This window comes from Solibacillus silvestris (assembly GCF_051967575.1).
In the GTDB taxonomy this organism is placed as follows: domain Bacteria; phylum Bacillota; class Bacilli; order Bacillales_A; family Planococcaceae; genus Solibacillus; species Solibacillus silvestris_B.
Window position 1 is genome coordinate 1 of the sequence record NZ_JBQCJW010000015.1, and the last position, 15999, is coordinate 15999.

General features: G+C 39.5%; 19 protein-coding genes. 16 read left to right on the plus strand and 3 right to left on the minus strand.

Annotated features, from left to right (window positions below; genetic code table 11):
- Positions 1–265 precede the first annotated feature (265 nt).
- Complete coding sequence (locus tag ACTHOQ_RS10865) at positions 266–1147, plus strand: CPBP family intramembrane glutamic endopeptidase (RefSeq protein WP_440496152.1); 882 nt, start codon at positions 266–268, stop codon at positions 1145–1147.
- Positions 1148–1322: 175 nt separating this feature from the next.
- Here ACTHOQ_RS10865 and ACTHOQ_RS10870 read toward each other — a convergent pair whose 3' ends face one another.
- From ACTHOQ_RS10870 to ACTHOQ_RS10880, 3 genes are all read right to left on the minus strand, one after another.
- The gene (locus ACTHOQ_RS10870) at positions 1323–3119 is read right to left on the minus strand and encodes an ABC transporter ATP-binding protein (protein ID WP_440496154.1); all 1797 of its coding nucleotides are present in this window, start codon (positions 3117–3119) and stop codon (positions 1323–1325) included.
- Positions 3116–4834 (minus strand): ABC transporter ATP-binding protein, encoded by a 1719-nt coding sequence (locus ACTHOQ_RS10875; RefSeq protein ID WP_440496156.1) that lies wholly within the window; start codon positions 4832–4834, stop codon positions 3116–3118. The genes ACTHOQ_RS10870 and ACTHOQ_RS10875 overlap by 4 nt, the downstream gene beginning before the upstream one ends.
- A 166-nt stretch (positions 4835–5000) precedes the next feature.
- On the minus strand, positions 5001–5888 hold the full coding sequence (locus ACTHOQ_RS10880; protein WP_440496232.1) for a DUF1385 domain-containing protein: 888 nt from the start codon (positions 5886–5888) through the stop codon (positions 5001–5003).
- A 233-nt stretch (positions 5889–6121) separates the two neighbouring features.
- Here ACTHOQ_RS10880 and ACTHOQ_RS10885 point away from each other — a divergent pair, with 233 nt between their 5' ends.
- The 15 genes from ACTHOQ_RS10885 (at position 6122) to ACTHOQ_RS10955 (ending at position 15958) form a co-directional block, all read left to right on the plus strand.
- Positions 6122–6529, plus strand: coding sequence for a DNA helicase (locus ACTHOQ_RS10885; RefSeq protein WP_440496158.1), 408 nt, complete (start codon positions 6122–6124; stop codon positions 6527–6529).
- Between the two features lie 67 nt (positions 6530–6596).
- A complete protein-coding gene (aroQ, locus tag ACTHOQ_RS10890) occupies positions 6597–7025 on the plus strand; it encodes a type II 3-dehydroquinate dehydratase (RefSeq protein ID WP_440496160.1) in 429 nt (142 codons plus the stop codon).
- 16 nt (positions 7026–7041) lie between these two features.
- Positions 7042–8100 (plus strand): M24 family metallopeptidase, encoded by a 1059-nt coding sequence (locus tag ACTHOQ_RS10895; RefSeq protein ID WP_440496161.1) that lies wholly within the window; start codon positions 7042–7044, stop codon positions 8098–8100.
- A 17-nt stretch (positions 8101–8117) separates the two neighbouring features.
- Positions 8118–8675, plus strand: coding sequence for an elongation factor P (gene efp / locus ACTHOQ_RS10900; protein WP_440496163.1), 558 nt, complete (start codon positions 8118–8120; stop codon positions 8673–8675).
- Positions 8676–8868: 193 nt separating this feature from the next.
- On the plus strand, positions 8869–9873 hold the full coding sequence (locus tag ACTHOQ_RS10905; RefSeq protein ID WP_440496165.1) for an NAD(P)H-dependent flavin oxidoreductase: 1005 nt from the start codon (positions 8869–8871) through the stop codon (positions 9871–9873).
- A 104-nt stretch (positions 9874–9977) separates the two neighbouring features.
- Complete coding sequence (locus ACTHOQ_RS10910; protein ID WP_008404269.1) at positions 9978–10184, plus strand: hypothetical protein; 207 nt, start codon at positions 9978–9980, stop codon at positions 10182–10184.
- A gap of 4 nt (positions 10185–10188) precedes the next feature.
- Positions 10189–10566 (plus strand): pyruvate formate-lyase, encoded by a 378-nt coding sequence (locus ACTHOQ_RS10915; protein WP_440496168.1) that lies wholly within the window; start codon positions 10189–10191, stop codon positions 10564–10566.
- Complete coding sequence (locus ACTHOQ_RS10920; RefSeq protein ID WP_440496169.1) at positions 10566–11477, plus strand: stage III sporulation protein AE; 912 nt, start codon at positions 10566–10568, stop codon at positions 11475–11477. Before ACTHOQ_RS10915 ends, ACTHOQ_RS10920 begins: the two co-directional genes overlap by 1 nt.
- Positions 11474–11608 carry a hypothetical protein gene (locus ACTHOQ_RS10925; RefSeq protein WP_440496171.1) on the plus strand — a complete coding sequence of 45 codons (135 nt, stop codon included), beginning with the start codon at positions 11474–11476 and terminating at the stop codon, positions 11606–11608. The genes ACTHOQ_RS10920 and ACTHOQ_RS10925 overlap by 4 nt, the downstream gene beginning before the upstream one ends.
- Positions 11609–11618: 10 nt before the next feature.
- Positions 11619–12053, plus strand: a complete 435-nt coding sequence (locus tag ACTHOQ_RS10930) for a SpoIIIAG-related protein (RefSeq protein WP_440496173.1) — start codon at positions 11619–11621, stop codon at positions 12051–12053.
- Positions 12050–12586 (plus strand): SpoIIIAH-like family protein, encoded by a 537-nt coding sequence (locus ACTHOQ_RS10935; RefSeq protein WP_440496174.1) that lies wholly within the window; start codon positions 12050–12052, stop codon positions 12584–12586. Before ACTHOQ_RS10930 ends, ACTHOQ_RS10935 begins: the two co-directional genes overlap by 4 nt.
- 193 nt (positions 12587–12779) lie before the next feature.
- Positions 12780–13271 (plus strand): acetyl-CoA carboxylase biotin carboxyl carrier protein, encoded by a 492-nt coding sequence (gene accB, locus ACTHOQ_RS10940; RefSeq protein WP_440496176.1) that lies wholly within the window; start codon positions 12780–12782, stop codon positions 13269–13271.
- 15 nt (positions 13272–13286) lie between these two features.
- Positions 13287–14651 carry an acetyl-CoA carboxylase biotin carboxylase subunit gene (accC, locus tag ACTHOQ_RS10945; RefSeq protein WP_440496178.1) on the plus strand — a complete coding sequence of 455 codons (1365 nt, stop codon included), beginning with the start codon at positions 13287–13289 and terminating at the stop codon, positions 14649–14651.
- A 640-nt stretch (positions 14652–15291) separates the two neighbouring features.
- Positions 15292–15639, plus strand: coding sequence for a rhodanese-like domain-containing protein (locus ACTHOQ_RS10950; protein ID WP_440496180.1), 348 nt, complete (start codon positions 15292–15294; stop codon positions 15637–15639).
- Positions 15640–15661: 22 nt separating this feature from the next.
- Positions 15662–15958, plus strand: a complete 297-nt coding sequence (locus ACTHOQ_RS10955) for a rhodanese-like domain-containing protein (RefSeq protein ID WP_440496182.1) — start codon at positions 15662–15664, stop codon at positions 15956–15958.
- The last annotated feature ends 41 nt before the right edge of the window (positions 15959–15999 follow it).

Below are 15999 nucleotides of genomic sequence, written 5' to 3' on the forward strand. Positions count from 1 at the left end.
GGAGGGGTACCCCTCCCAGCTAAAACAAATTAATTTCTTCGCATAAATTTAATTAAAAACACTTGACTGGAGGTAAGGAAAGCGTCCGACCCGCAATGGAAATCAACACTATGTTATAGTGATGAACCGAAGAAAATATATTTTAGGACAAGTTTTGAAACGAGCTACTTCAATCATAAAGTAAATGAGGTCAATAATTTCAATGCTTATTTCTTAGGGTAAATTTGTAAAATTATGATATTCTTACAATAGGAGGTGCAAAATAATGGAATATTCACAGCTTAGAAACTTTAAATTACGTTATTTTGTTATATTTGCGATTTTCATATTTATTGCAAGTACTATTTTGTTTTTGTTTGTCAATATACCGGCAGGCGAAGAATGGCTTACGTTTGTTATATCAGTTTGCTTCTTGGGGTATATTTTACAGCAAACGAAAAAATGGAATTTTACGTACAGCGAACAGTTCATGAATAAAACTATGTCTAAAGCTCGTTGGGCAAAGTATTTGTCCATTACCGCTTGTTTCCAGTTGATCACTGTTGTGCTGACATCCATTTTATTGATCATTCTTTACCTTGTATTTGAAGAGCAAATTCGTTCATTTATTGAGCTTTTCCAGTTCATGACGATGGAAACGGTTAATACACCGCTTATCGTTTATATTTTGTTTTTCATCAACATTTGTATTCTCGCTCCGATTTGGGAAGAGCTGCTGTTTAGAGGGATTTTACTGCGGCGTTTTACATTGAAATGGAGTCCGCAAAAAAGTATTGTCGTTTCTTCGGTAATATTCGGTATTATTCATCTCAACCCGATTAATATTGTGTTTGCATTTGCATTAGGCTGTGTGCTTGGCTATGCGTACTTAAAAACAAAAAATATAGTCGTGCCGATGCTTTTACATAGTTTCAGCAATTTCCTGGCGTTTCTCCAATTTTGCTATGCCAATCAAACAGTCGAGCTCGATTTGCCGACAACAGAAGCGGTGCGCCGGGAATTGTATATTAGCGGTGCCATCTTTTTGGCAATTTCTTTCGTTCTTGTATTTTTGCTTGTTAAATACTACAAACATTTCCGCCAATTAAAAAATCCGCCTCTGAAAGTGGATGAGCAACCGGAAATCGAAGCACTACTCGGAGAATAGTGTATATATTTGCAGCAACGAAAAATCGCCCATTTTGCCTATTCAGCAAAATGAGCGATTTTTAATTTTAAAGAAAAGCAATACATAATGCCTTAAACTTGTCAAGGCGTCCGTGCAGCTCCTCGAAAATTGGTGGAGCGCTTAATTTGGTGTTACAGCGCTTCAGCTTTTTTTCCTATACATTCAGCATTTGTCCAAAGATACCTTGTTTTTCAATTAATTGTTCTCGTTTTCCCTGTTCGATAATTTTTCCCTTGTTTAAAACAATGACATAATCGACTTTGCGGATTGTGTTCAAACGGTGTGCGATAATAAAGCTTGTGCGGTTTTCCATCAGGTTTTCCAGCGCCTCTTGAATATGAAGCTCCGTCACAGTATCGATACTGCTTGTCGCTTCATCCAATAATAAAATTTTAGGATTCGCAACAAATGCCCTGGCAATCGAAATAAGCTGCTTTTGGCCTTGCGAAATTTGACTGCCGTCAGAGCTTAAAACCGTATCATACTTGTCTGGCAGCTTTTCGATAAACATATGGGCATTCGCTTTTTTTGCCGCCTCATAAATTTCCTCATCTGTCGCATCAAGCTTTCCATACCTAATATTGTCTTTAATCGACATTTCAAATAGAAACGGATCTTGCAGCACGAACGCCATTTGACTACGCAGACTCGCTTTGGAAATTTCCTCAATTTCCATATCGTCAAATACGATTTTGCCCCCTGTTTTTTCATAAAGCCCTGTTAAAAGCTGCATAATCGTTGTTTTACCAGCACCTGTTTGCCCGATTAATGCTACCGATTGCCCGGATTTGATTTCAAATGAAACATCGGATAAAGTGGGGGATTTTGCATCTGAATCGTATTGGAAAGATACATTTTGGAAACGGACATTTCCGAATAATTCAACTTGCTCACCTGCAGTGCTGTCTTCTTTTTCATCCATAATTAAAAATACGCGTTCGGCACCAGCCAATGCCGAAAGAACTGTATTGAACTGATTTGCCAAATCGTTTAAAGGCCGGGTGAACTGGCGTGCATATTCGGTGAAAATAACAATGGTTCCGACCGAAATGTATCCATAGTAAGCAAATAGGCCGCCTGCAAATGCGACAATCGCAAAACTTAAGCTGTTTAATGTGTTCATGACTTTTGGGATGAAACCAGAATACGTCAATGCCCAAAAGCCGACTGTGCGAATGCGTTCATTTTTTTCATCAAATTGGCGGAGCATTTCTGTTTCCTGTGAAAATGCTTTTACGACATGCTGTCCTGTAATTGATTCTTCAATCAAACCGTTCATTTCACCGATGGCGGCTTGCTGTTGTTTAAATAACAAGCTTGTCCGTTTTGTAATCCAGCGCATACTATAAAACATTAACGGCACGATAATCATCGTAATAAGCGTCAGCGCAGGACTCAGCCAAAGCATGACCGCTACTGTGCCTGTCAAAGTTAAAATACTTGAAACAACTTGGATGAAGGCACTGTTTAATGTGGCGCTTATTGTTTCAATATCATTTGTCGCGCGGCTCATTAGTTCCCCGTGCTTCCGCTTGTCGAAAAAGCGGAGAGGAAGTTTGAAAAAATGGGCGTACAGCTGTGTCCGAATACGAAATACGGTTTGCTGAGCAATGCCGACCATCCAATAGTTCTGGAAATAGTTTGCCAAACTGTAAAGCAAATAAACGGCGGCTAGCCCGTACAGCCACAAGTCGAGCTGAGTTAGTGAGCTGCCATCGATAAACCGGTCAATTAGACGTCCGATAATGAACGGTCCGATCAAAGCAAGGGCGGAGCTTGCGACAACAAGCAGCAAAACAACAAAAAGAAGCAATTTTTGCTCGGCAACGAAGTCCAGTATCCGCTTTAACGTGTATGTCCAGTTTTGGGCACGTTCGCCTTTTTTCTTTTTTCCGCTTGCATTTTTTATTTGTTCTTTCGTGATGATTGGTTCATAGTTGAAAAACTTCATTCCGCAAGCACCTCCTGCTGTGAAGCGACAATTTTCGCATACAAATCGTTCGTTTTCAATAGTTCCTCATGTGTGCCGAAGCCATGGAGCTGACCTTCATCAATAAGCAAAATGCGGTCCGCGGTTTGTGCCGTTTGGATTTTTTGCGTAACAACAAGCATCGTTAATAGCTCTGAATCGAGCCCCTGCCATAATTTTTTCTCGGTAGCTACGTCCAAAGCGGAAGTACTATCATCCAGAATGAGCAGCGATGACGGCTTTAAAAGTGCACGTGCAATGGCAAGCCGTTGCTTTTGACCGCCTGATAAATTAATTCCGCGCTGTCCAATCATCGTATCGTATTGCTTTTCAAAACTTTCAATCGAATGGTGGATTTGCGCTTTTTCCGTTGCCTCGATAATTTGTTCAAGCGTCGCATCCTTTTGCCCCCAGCGTAAGTTGTCTACAATCGTTCCGGAAAATAATAGCGATTGCTGCGGCACATAGGAAATGGAGTGACGCAATTGCTGCAGAGGGATGTCCTTTATATTCTGCTCATTAATATAAATCGAGCCGCTATCCGACTCGTAAAATTTCTCGATTAACTGCAAAATAGTTGTTTTACCTGAACCTGTGGCACCCATAATAGCGATTTTTTCACCGCTTGAAATAGCGAACGATAAGTTCTGGATCGTCTTTTGCGCGGCATTTGGATAGGTAAATGATACATCGTCAAAACGAATCGAGAATTGTGGAAGGGGAGCAGTATTGCTTTCCCGCACTTCTTCTGTGCCTTCCTTGACGCCTAAAATCTCTTCAATCCGTTCAGCAGAAGCTTTTGCCCGTGCATATGCGATAATGATAAATGAGAACATGGAGAACGAAGCGGTCATTCGGAATGCATAATTAATAATTGCAGCCAAATCACCGGCAAGAATTTCGTTTTCGCGAATCGCATCCGCACCGACCCAAATGACAACGAGCAAGCTAATATTCATGACAAATTGCAGGATGGGGAGTGCGATTTCCATAACGCGTGTTGCTTTAATCGTATCGAGCTTTAAGTTTTCGGCTATAGTGTGAAAGCGACTTTCTTCATATTGCCCCCGCATATACGCTTTTATCAAACGAACGGCTTGCAGTCCTTCCTGAAGCTGACGGTTTACATTGTCAAGCCGATGTTGAACACGTGCAAACAGCTTTATGCCGATCGATACCATCCAAACAAGAAAGACGAGTAAAAACGGAAAGCCCACACATAAAATAAGAGCGAGCTTTGCATTGACGATAAAAGCCATTATGAGGGAACCGATTGCCATTAATGGTGCCTTCATCGCAATTCGCAGCATCATAAAGACGATATTCATTGTTTGCGTCACATCGCTCGTCAGGCGTGTAATAAGCCCGGATGCCGGAAATGTTAAGTAGGTAGCCATCGTTAATGACTGAATTTTACTATAAAGCGCCTTTCGTAAGTCGAAGCCGAAGCTATGGGCAACATGTGCGGAGAAAAAGGAGTTGAATACACCACTTAAAAAGGAAAACAGTGCTAAAACAAATAAACAGCCACCCCAAAAGGCAACATTATGTAAATTTTCTTCAAGCAAACCTTCATTAATCATATTCGCCATAAAAAGTGGCTGGATTAAATCGCTGGCAAGCTCTAAAAGCATCAGGAAAAAAGCAATCGCGGCCGGCCATTTATAGCGCCTCATAAATTGAAAAATTGTTTTCATTTGATAACTCCTCATGTTGAATTCACGAAATTTTATATATATTATGACACTTTACCATAAGGAACTCAACGATAATATTTCGAGAGTCTAAATATTAATTCCATCAAAAAAGGGAGTGATGCTACTAAGTCAAAATACTTTTTGCATCACTCCCTACACTATTCAACTAATCATGTGCTAAAGTTTTGGCGATTGCCGGGTCTTTTTCGACTTCATGAAGCTTGTTGAAAGACGCAATCGCAACTTCCACCATGTCATCTTTCGGCTCTTTCGTTGTTAATAGCTGCAGCCATAACCCAGGATAGCCTAAGTAACGCAAAACAGGAATTTCCCGTACTGCATTTGTCGCTTGCAAAACTTCAAATGAAATGCCGATTACGACCGGAATCAATAAAATTCTGCTTACTAAACGGACCCAAAGCGGATCAACGGGAACAAAGAAGTATGTAAACATCCCTACAATAACTGTGAATAAAATAAAGCTTGATCCGCAGCGGTAATGCAGGCGCGATTGTTTTTGAACATTTTCAACCGTTAAGTCGAGTCCTGCTTCATAACAGTTGATTACTTTATGCTCTGCCCCATGATATTGGAACACCCGTTTAATAAGCGGAGTCATCGTTATAATTTGCAGATAGGTTAATAATAAAATTAATTTAAAGCCTGTTTCGATGAAAATTTGAACTGTTTTTCCCGGGAACCAAGGCTTTAAAAACTCGGCTAAAAACATCGGTACTAATGTAAAGACGAATTTACCGAATAAGAAGGATAGTATACCGATAACGGCCACACCTAAAATCATCATTAGCTTTGATGGTTCTTCACCACCATTTTCCTCTTCTTCACCTGGTGGAACGTCATAGCGATCAGAAGCGAATTGTAAATGGCGAGATCCAAAGCTGGCGGATTCCATTAATGCAACAACACCGCGGACGAATGGGATTTTTTTCAGCTTTTGATAAATTGGCTTTTTCTCTTTTTTTACGTGGAAATAATCAATGGAATTATCATTGCGGCGAATGGCTGTTACCATATGATCCTGACCAGTGAACATGACACCTTCCAAAAGCGCTTGCCCACCATAAACTGGCGCATTATTACTCACTTTTACGTACACCACTCTCTTATTATATTTCTGTCTCTTCACATTTTGTAGATAAATGGAGTTCGTTAATCTACATTCAAAGATTTTACTTTCATATTGTACTAAATTTTGAAGAAAAGCACTATCTATTCGAATAGTTTTTTTACAATCGGCAATACTGGGACAAAAAAGGAGTTTTTGCTGTGTATATTTTTATTGGGGCTTTGGCCGCGGCGCTTTTTGCAACGGTTAGCTTAAAAGGCTTGCATTTTTTTAATTTCATCAACTGGCATCCTGTATCATTTTTGAAAAAATTTGAATCGTTCGACTGGAGCGCATTTGAACGATGGGTCATATTGTTTTTAATCATAGCGGTTTTTACATTACTTTTAATGTTAATCGCACAGGCGCTGTTTAGACTGCCTCCATTTTCATTTTCGCTTATTTTAGGTTTGGCGATCGCAATGCTTATTGAGTGGCGAATTCTTGATTTGCCTCTGGAATGGGCGTCGCTGAAAAAGCTGTCGATTCCTTTTATCATCCTCATTGTGACGGTTATGCGCTTTATCGTCGAAACTGCCCGATATATGAGAATGCAAACGTTTCGTTAGCCGAAACAGTTGATGTCTGAAAAGTCTGTGATAAAATAGGGACAGTATAGAAAAAGGAGCGCTCCCGATGAAAATACTTGTATTAAATGGTCCGAACTTAAATCGTTTAGGTAAGCGTGAACCCGAAATATATGGGGCAGAAACATTGGATGATGTAAAATCGAACTGTGAAAGGCTTGCTGCTTCTTTCAATGCGGCTATCGATTTCCGCCAATCGAATCATGAAGGAGTCCTCATTGATTGGATACATGAGGCGGCCGATACGGATATTGATGGCATTGTCTTTAATCCAGGTGCATATACACATACGAGCATTGCATTGCGAGATGCGATTGCTTCTGTGCATACACCTGTAATAGAAGTACATATTTCGAATATTCATGCACGTGAAGCATTCCGTCATGAATCAAAGCTGGCGGCGCAATGTGTAGGGCAAATTTGCGGACTTGGCACATTTGGCTATGAGCTTGCCATCCGCAAATTTTTACAACAATAAAAAGGGGATTATGAGTATGAAACTGACAAAATTACGTCAAGCATTAATCGACAACAAAGTGGAAGCGTTATTAATTACAAACGAATATAACCGTCGTTACATGACAGGTTTTACAGGCACGGCCGGTGTTGCAATCGTATCGCAGAATGATGCGGTATTCATCACTGATTTTCGTTACACAGAGCAAGCTTCGGAACAAGTGAAAGATTTCCGCATTGCCCAGCATACCGGAACAATTTTTGAAGAAGTGGCGAAGCAAGTTGCATTAATGGGCGTGAAAACATTAGGTTTCGAAAAGGATGCAATGCATTTTGGTACATATGAAGTATACAAATCAACAGTGAACGTTGATTTCGTCCCGGTTTCAGGCTTAATCGAAAAAATTCGCTTGATTAAGACTGAAGAAGAGATTAATATTATTAAGGTTGCATGTGAAATTGCAGACAATGCATTTACACATATTTTAAATTTCATCAAGCCAGGTGTAACAGAGCTTGATGTATCGAATGAATTAGAATTTTTCATGCGTAAACAAGGTGCTGCAAGCTCTTCTTTTGATATTATTGTCGCAAGTGGTTTGCGTTCGGCATTGCCGCACGGTGTTGCGACAAGCAAAATCATTGAAAAGGGCGATTTTGTAACACTTGATTTTGGTGCTTACTATAATGGATACATTTCGGACATAACACGTACAATCGCTGTAGGACAACCTTCAGGGAAGTTAGTGGAAATGTACAATGCTGTGCTTGAATCTCAGCTTCTAGCGCTTGAAAAAGTTGGTCCAGGCATGACAGGGATCGAAGCAGATGCAGTAGCACGCGATTATTTGAAATCTAAAGGCTTAGGCGATGCATTTGGTCACTCTACAGGTCATGGTATCGGTTTGGAAGTGCATGAAGGACCTGGATTATCATTCCGTTCTGAAACTGTGCTGGAGCCAAATATGGTTGTAACAATTGAACCGGGCGTCTACATTCCTGGAATTGGCGGCGTTCGAATTGAGGACGATATTTTAATCACAAAAACGGGTAATGAAGTACTAACACATTCGACAAAAGAATTAATCATTTTATAATTTGGAGGAAATAATTCATGATTTCAGTAAACGATTTCCGTACAGGTTTAACAATCATCGTTGATGGCAACTTATTCCGCGTACTAGAATTCCAACACGTAAAACCAGGTAAGGGTGCTGCATTCGTGCGTTCGAAATTACGTAATTTGCGTAATGGCAACGTGACGGAAAAAACATTCCGCGCTGGTGAAAAAGTAGAAAAAGCGATGATCGAAAACCGCAAAATGCAATATTTGTATGCACAAGGCGATGAGCATGTATTCATGGACATGGAGTCATATGACCAAACAACTTTAACAGCTGCTCAAATCGAAGACGAGCTGTACTACTTATTAGAAAACATGGAAGTTCATATCCAAACATATCAAGGCGAAATGTTAGGGATCGAATTACCAAACACGGTAATTTTGGAAGTGGCTGAAACAGAGCCAGGCATTAAAGGGGATACAGCTTCAGGTGGTTCAAAGCCTGCTAAAATGCAAACTGGCTTAATGGTAAACGTGCCATTCTTCGTCAACCAAGGCGATAAATTGATCATTAATACAGATGAAGGCACTTACGTTTCTCGCGCATAATAAATAAGCGGCAAGGGAAAACGCCCCTTCATAAAATAAAGACAGGGATATTGCGGAAATACAATATTCCTGTCTTTTTTGTGGGGAAAAACTCAAAATGCGTTCATATGTAATAGCAGTAAATGAAAACTATTACAAATTATAGCCAAATAAGGATGTTGACGGTATAATTAAAGAAAGGAGTGAATCGTTTATGAGGTCAAAATTTGCGATTGAAAAACCAATCATTCAAGCACCAATGGCAGGAATTACAACACCGGCATTTGTTGCGGCATGTTGTGAGGCAGGCGCTTTAGGATCGATTGGAGCAGGCTATTTAAATGGTGCGGAAACGAAGGAATTTATCCAAGAGGTGAAATCATTAACGAAAAAACCTTTTAGTGTGAATTTGTTTATACAGGAAGAACCAAGAATCGATATTAATGTATTGCAAAATGCCCGTGTAGCATTACAGCCATTTTACGAAGAATTAGGCATACCGAATACACAGCGGGTTATCTCGACAGAAGTTTTCGATGGACAAGTGCAGGCGATTATTGATGAAGGGGTGAAAATTGCCTCTTTTACATTTGGAATACCCGATAACGAAACGATTGCAAAATTGAAGCAGCATAATGTGTATTTAATCGGAACTGCAACAACAGTGGAAGAAGTGGCTGCTGTTGAAAAGGCGGGACTTGATGCAGTCGTAGTGCAAGGAGGAGAGGCTGGCGGGCATCGCGGGTCATTTACCGAGCCGGTCGAACTTGTCTCTACAGCCGATCTTGTGAAAGCGGTTCACGGAAAAGTATCGATTCCTATCATTGCTGCGGGCGGTATTATGACAGCGGAACATGTAACGGAAATGCTCGAATCAGGCGCAGCGTATGTACAAATCGGAACAGTCTTATTAACTGCTTACGAATGCGAAGCGACAAAAACGCATAAAAACGCGATTTTAAATTCCGAGCAAGAAGCAACGACAATAACAAAAGCATTTACAGGCAAGTATGCGCGTGGACTAAAAAACAAATTTACCGAGCAATTAAAAGAAGCCGAAGTCGCACCATATCCGATACAACATTATTTAACATTACATATTCGAAAAGAAAGCGCAAATCAGAACAAACCCGAATATATGTCCTTATGGATGGGGGAAAATAGTTATTTAGCAAGAGAGGCATCGGTAAAAGATATTATCGATCATCTATATAAATAAAGATCTAGAAGCTGACGGGAAAAAGCAAAAACTTTCTCGTCAGCTTTTTTAGTGCTTATTCAAGCATGTACTGCATATAGTTTCGGTAAGGAAGGAGGGCTTTATTGGAATTACAAGATGTGCTTCGCGTTGCAGGGATCGGGTTAATAATTGCACTTCTTCATTTATTTTTTGAGCATCTAGGAAAAAAAGAGTTTTCATTTTTCTTGTTTTTCATTGCGTATTTATATATGACGATTGAATTAATCCGATTTTTGCGCTTGTTCTTTCAAGAGATTGTCGTTTTTTTTCAATGGTTGACAGCCGTCTAGCTAAATGATTGCCTTATTCGCAAGTATCATTTATTTAGTGTTGTTTTTATTTTTAAGGCAGACAATGGACAAGCTGCACAATATTATTGTCGTCATCGCTTTTTTTATTTTTTTTCAATTTATCGTTTATGAGCAACTTATTCCGCTTTGGCAGCGTCTTGCGGTTATTTTTAACAGCGTTCCATACAGTAAAGGGCTTCTCTTTACGGCATTCCTATTTTTGCTTAGCGAAACCATTTGTCGCTTATTGGAACAAATGGAGTATGAAGCATTCGCTACATTAGTTACAGTATCAATCCGCATGACTTTGCTGTTATATTGGATCAATCTCTTGCAGCCGAAATTTCAAGTACTAATTCAATTATTAGAAAGGCTACAATGATGGAGACGTTTTTTTCGATATTTACAGAACCATTTCAATCATTGCTGTTTTCGATAGTACTCGTTGCGGTATATGTTTTGCTGTATTTGCTGCTGCTCGCTTTAGTGCCGAGTGAAACAGCGATTATTGAACAGTTGTTTATCATTTTGTTTATCGTTGTGTTTGCGCAAAATGTAGTCGATGCTTTTGTAGTGCTGTACGAGCTTATAGCGCTATTGCAAAATTTCTTCTTAGCGATTTTACCGATTATGACATTTATGTTGTTGACGATTCAAACCGTTTTCACAGCGATTGCATGGAATCCGATTATCATTTTATTCATACAAATTATTTTGTTTGTCAGCACGAAAGCATTAATACCTGGTCTAGTCCTCGCCTTACTATTCGATATTTGCACGAAGATATATCCTGCTATTTCCTTTACGAAAGCCGCAGAACTTATACGCTCTTCTATATTAAGCATAATGATCGCTTCGGTCGTCGCACTTACATCAATTTTGACGTTATCCGGAATCGCCTTTATTCAGCTGAATGATGCATTGAAGTCTCCTATTAAAAAATTGATTGAACAAAATATCCCTCTTATCGGAAATTTGATTGTCGAAGGGCTATCATTTTTTCAAAAAACCCAATCGACCGTCTCTACATTTGTCGGGCTTTCATTTTTGACGATTATTTGGGGGGCTGCCTTTTACCCGGCAATTATTTTAATGCTGCATGCATTGCTATTTAAAACAATCGGCGCGATCATCGAGCCTTTTACGAATATGCGCATGAGCAGTTTATTTGATGATGTCGGGAAGAGCCTGTTCGTATTATGTGCGGTCGCCTTTTTGCTTGGATTTGCCATTATGTTTATCGTGCTGTTATTTATCTTTTTCATGCAAATGTCAACGGGAGGAAAAACGTGATTCAACTATTTCTGTTTATTTTGTTAGGGAGCAGTTTGCTTGTATTTGCGGATGAAAGACAATGGCAAGTATATGTGAAGCTCGCTTTGTATCTTATCGTGACGAGCACAATTCTTTCATTGTTTGCATAACCAGGTTCTTTTGTTCATACATTATGTTGAATTATACGTAGAGAAGGGGGCGCATACGCTTAATAATGTGGAAAAGAATCAAGCGAATCGTCCTATTGTTTTAATATTCATTGCCGTTGTATTCATTATTTGTTTATTTATCTTTTTAACACAAGTAGAGGAAGGGGAAAGCTATAGCTCAAATGAGGAACAGCTTGCAAATTTATTAAGCGAGATTCATGGGGTAGGACAAGTTCAAGTTTATTTTCACTATGATCAACAAAGCGAAAAGCAGTTTTTAGCTGTGACACAACAAGAAAAGCTTTCGGGTGTCATTATCGTGGCACAGGGGGCGAAAAATGCCGACGTGAAAATCATGCTAAAGGAAACAGTAGGGCATGTTCTTCAAATCCCGTCGCATCGAATTCAAGTCGTTCCAATGCAAATTAAGGAGGAAAATAAGTGAAAGTGAAAAAGCGTACAGTATGGTTGTTAACATTAGTAAGCTTAGTAGCGGTAATTTCTGTATTTTATATTTTTGAAGGCAATAATACACCGAATATTTTAACGATTTTCTCGGATGATACAATTGAGGAAACAGATATTTTAGGCGTTAATCAAAATATGACACAGCCTGTCAATTCGGAAAGCGATCTCTTCCAGGAAGTGCGCCTTGAGCAAAGCAATAAACGGAGCCAGCTTCGGGAGCAGCTAACACAAAAAATCGGGTCTGATCAAACTACTGCGGAAGAAAAGAATGCCGCATTCAATGAAATGGATGAATTAATCAAATTGGAATCTTCGGAAGCAATGCTGGAAATGCTTATCAAGTCTATCGGCTATTCTGACGCGCTCGTTCGAATTGAAGATGAAAAAGTATCTGTGACGGTCATGTCAGATGAAGTTTCGAAACAGCAAGCAAATGAAATCACGTACATTGTTCGTTCTGAATTAGATGATTATGTAAATGTTAGCGTAAAATTCGAACCTTTTAATTAAAAGAACGTTATATATATGTAAAGTGTGTAAATGTGTTATATAGCAGAGGTTAAATCGATTCTTTGTTTTAATATACAATTGTTCTGCTTTATGCCTATTTTTATGTAAATTTAAATTAAGTATTTCAAAATAATCGGAAAAATTATAAAATAGGGTTTGTAATGATATCACTTTTTTAAAGGGAGAGTTAAGAATGTTCAAAGTTCAAGAAATCCGGGAAATTATTAAACTAGTAGATGCATCATCTATCGACGAGTTCGTTTATGAAGCTGATGGCGCAAAAGTTAAACTAAAGAAAAAGAATGGTGTAACGGAAGTAGTAGCTCCTAAAAAAGTTGTGGAAACAGCACCAGCTGCTGCACCTGCACCTGTAGCAGCGGCACCAGCACCAACTCCAGCTCCTAAAGTAGAAGCACCAGCAGCACCAGCAGAAAATACAGCAGATTTACATAAAATTACGTCTCCAATGGTTGGTACATTCTATCAAGCTCCTAACCCAGAATCTGCTCCTTATGTAAAAGTAGGCGATAAAGTGGGCGATGAAACAATCGTATGTATCGTAGAAGCGATGAAGTTATTCAACGAAATCGAAGCTGAAATTAAAGGTGAAATTGTAGAAATTTTAGTGCAAGATGGCCAATTAGTAGAGTACGGTCAACCATTATTCTTAGTAAAAGCTGAATAAGGAGCGTATATACAAATGAAAAAAGTATTAATCGCAAACCGAGGCGAAATTGCAGTGCGTATTATTCGTGCATGTAAAGAGCTAGGTATTCAAACGGTGGCAGTATATTCTGAAGCGGACGCTGAAGCGTTGCATGTAAGATTAGCTGATGAGGCATATTGCATCGGTCCAAAACTATCTAAAGATTCGTATTTAAGTTTCCCGGCTGTTTTAGGGGTAGCACAAAAAACAGGTGCTGACGGTATCCATCCAGGTTACGGGTTTTTAGCGGAAAACGCAGCATTTGCAGAAGCTTGTGAAAACGCGGGCATTAAATTTATCGGTCCTTCTTCGGATGCCATTAAAATTATGGGGATTAAGGACGTTGCACGTGATACAATGGAAGCTGCAAACGTTCCTCTAGTTCCTGGTACTGGCATTGTGCCGGATATCGAAACAGGGAAAGAATGGGCGGCAAAAATCGGTTACCCTGTCATCATCAAAGCTACTGCTGGCGGTGGCGGTAAAGGAATCCGTGTTGCACGCACAGAAGAAGATCTTGTAAAAGGGATCGAAATTACTCAAAAAGAAGCAGCAGCAGCATTCGGCAATCCAGGTGTTTACTTGGAGAAATTCATCGAGTATTTCCGTCATTGCGAGATTCAAATATTAGCTGATAGCCATGGCAATGTTGTCCACCTTGGCGAACGTGACTGTACAGTACAGCGCCGCATGCAAAAACTAGTGGAAGAAGCGCCATCTCCGGCACTATCTGAAGAGCGACGTGCCCAAATGGGTGAAGCCGCTGTAAAAGCAGCGGTTGCTTGTAATTATGAAGGTGCAGGTACAATCGAATTCATCTATGATTACCAGGAAGATAAATTCTACTTCATGGAAATGAATACACGTATCCAAGTGGAACACCCTGTAACAGAAATGATTACGGGTGTTGACCTAGTGCAACAGCAATTAAAAATCGCTTCCGGCGAGAAGCTTCCATTCAAGCAAGAAGATATTAAAATCAATGGCTGGGCAATCGAGTGCCGCATCAACGCGGAAAATGCATACAAAAACTTCATGCCTTCAGCTGGCACGGTAGATACTTATGTCGTTCCGGGCGGTTACGGTGTACGTATCGACTCTGCTGTATATGCAGGCTATACAATCCCGCCATATTATGATTCCATGGTGGCGAAACTAATCGTTCATGCGGACACACGTGAAGAAGCGATCGCGAAAATGAATCGCGCATTGTCTGAGTTCGAAGTAGCAGGACCGGGAATTAACACTACAATTCCATTCCACCAAGCTTTAATGAACAACGACGTATTCAAATCTGCGAAATTCAACACGAAGTTCCTGGAAGAGAATGATATTTTAGGCGTGAATGTGAAGTCGTAAGCGGCTTTGGCTAACATGAGTGAATAGCAGTATATAATCAATTAAAGTTTTAACCTCTTAACTGTAAGCAATTGTTAAGAGGTTTTTTGTTGCGGGAATAGGTCAACTCATAATATGTAACATTGAAAGGTATAAAAATCTTATAATGTCACATGGGTACATACGTTTATCAAGTTATAAAATAATATCGTATATTAAGGAATGATCGGATAGTTAGAGGCCATATACGATTTTTTAAATAATGTGCTGAGGCGGGACGAGGGGGATTCGCAATAGATGTGTATGTATCTATTTTCCTTGTTCTTAATGCAGATGGATAACATTTCTTTCATCCTTTGTATTTCCTTTATATCCATCATTGTTGTCAAATATTACGGGATTATGTGTAACAGACTTACAAGCGGTGAATCTATTTGTAAAAAACGATATTTGGTACATCGCTTTATATTCAAATCTAAAATATATACGTGCATTGCAAATAAACCAGTATGCAACATTACTAGTTAGTTGATTTTATTTGTTGACAACATACCTGTAGGGGTATATTATATTTGTGTAAGTAAACGAAATAAATTAAAGCCGATTATCGGCATTTATTTTTCGGAAAAATTATACCTATAGGGGTACTTGGAGGTTGTGAATGGAAACTTGGTTAATTATAGTGGCTGTGATCGCTTTTATCATATGGCGTATGCGGCCGGCTAAAGGTACTAAAAATATTTCCGCAGATGCATTACAAAGGATGCTTCATGATAAGGAAAAATTATTTGTGGATGTGAGAACACCAGCCGAATATAAATCCCGCAATATTCGTCAGTTTAAAAATATTCCATTAGGCTCGGATTTTTCAAAGCTCCCGAGGGATAAAGAAATTGTTGTCATCTGTCAAAGTGGAATGCGAAGCTCACAAGCATGCAGACAATTAAAGAAATTAGGATATGAGAATGTCACAAATGTACGTGGCGGCATGAGTGCCTGGAAAGGCTAAATCTGATTTGGGAGGAACAGAAATGAAGGAGATTAGTGCAAAAGAAGTTCAACAACGCATTGAAAATGGCGAGAAGCTGAATCTCATCGATGTACGTGAAGTGGATGAAGTACAGGCTGGACATATTTCAGGCATTGTCCATATTCCACTTGGGCTGATTAAGTTCCATATACATGAACTTGATAACAATAAACCTTATATTATCGTTTGCCGATCTGGTGCGAGAAGTGGTCAAGCAACACAATATTTGGAAAGCCAAGGTTATGATGCAGCAAATATGACAGGTGGTATGCTTGCCTGGGAAGGGGAAGTTGAATAATTTTTTTTGTGAAAAACAATACCTGTTGGGGTATAGGGAGG

Bases quoted from the DNA above. Each gene is read 5' to 3' on its own strand.
- ACTHOQ_RS10865 (WP_440496152.1), top strand. From the start codon at position 266: ATGGAATATTCACAGCTTAGAAACTTTAAATTACGTTATTTTGTTATA.
- ACTHOQ_RS10870 (WP_440496154.1), bottom strand. From the start codon at position 3,119: ATGAAGTTTTTCAACTATGAACCAATCATCACGAAAGAACAAATAAAA.
- ACTHOQ_RS10875 (WP_440496156.1), bottom strand. From the start codon at position 4,834: ATGAAAACAATTTTTCAATTTATGAGGCGCTATAAATGGCCGGCCGCG.
- ACTHOQ_RS10880 (WP_440496232.1), bottom strand. From the start codon at position 5,888: ATGTTCACTGGTCAGGATCATATGGTAACAGCCATTCGCCGCAATGAT.
- aroQ (WP_440496160.1), top strand. From the start codon at position 6,597: ATGAAAATACTTGTATTAAATGGTCCGAACTTAAATCGTTTAGGTAAG.
- ACTHOQ_RS10895 (WP_440496161.1), top strand. From the start codon at position 7,042: ATGAAACTGACAAAATTACGTCAAGCATTAATCGACAACAAAGTGGAA.
- efp (WP_440496163.1), top strand. From the start codon at position 8,118: ATGATTTCAGTAAACGATTTCCGTACAGGTTTAACAATCATCGTTGAT.
- ACTHOQ_RS10905 (WP_440496165.1), top strand. From the start codon at position 8,869: ATGAGGTCAAAATTTGCGATTGAAAAACCAATCATTCAAGCACCAATG.
- ACTHOQ_RS10915 (WP_440496168.1), top strand. From the start codon at position 10,189: ATGATTGCCTTATTCGCAAGTATCATTTATTTAGTGTTGTTTTTATTT.
- ACTHOQ_RS10920 (WP_440496169.1), top strand. From the start codon at position 10,566: ATGGAGACGTTTTTTTCGATATTTACAGAACCATTTCAATCATTGCTG.
- accB (WP_440496176.1), top strand. From the start codon at position 12,780: ATGTTCAAAGTTCAAGAAATCCGGGAAATTATTAAACTAGTAGATGCA.
- accC (WP_440496178.1), top strand. From the start codon at position 13,287: ATGAAAAAAGTATTAATCGCAAACCGAGGCGAAATTGCAGTGCGTATT.
- ACTHOQ_RS10950 (WP_440496180.1), top strand. From the start codon at position 15,292: ATGGAAACTTGGTTAATTATAGTGGCTGTGATCGCTTTTATCATATGG.
- ACTHOQ_RS10955 (WP_440496182.1), top strand. From the start codon at position 15,662: ATGAAGGAGATTAGTGCAAAAGAAGTTCAACAACGCATTGAAAATGGC.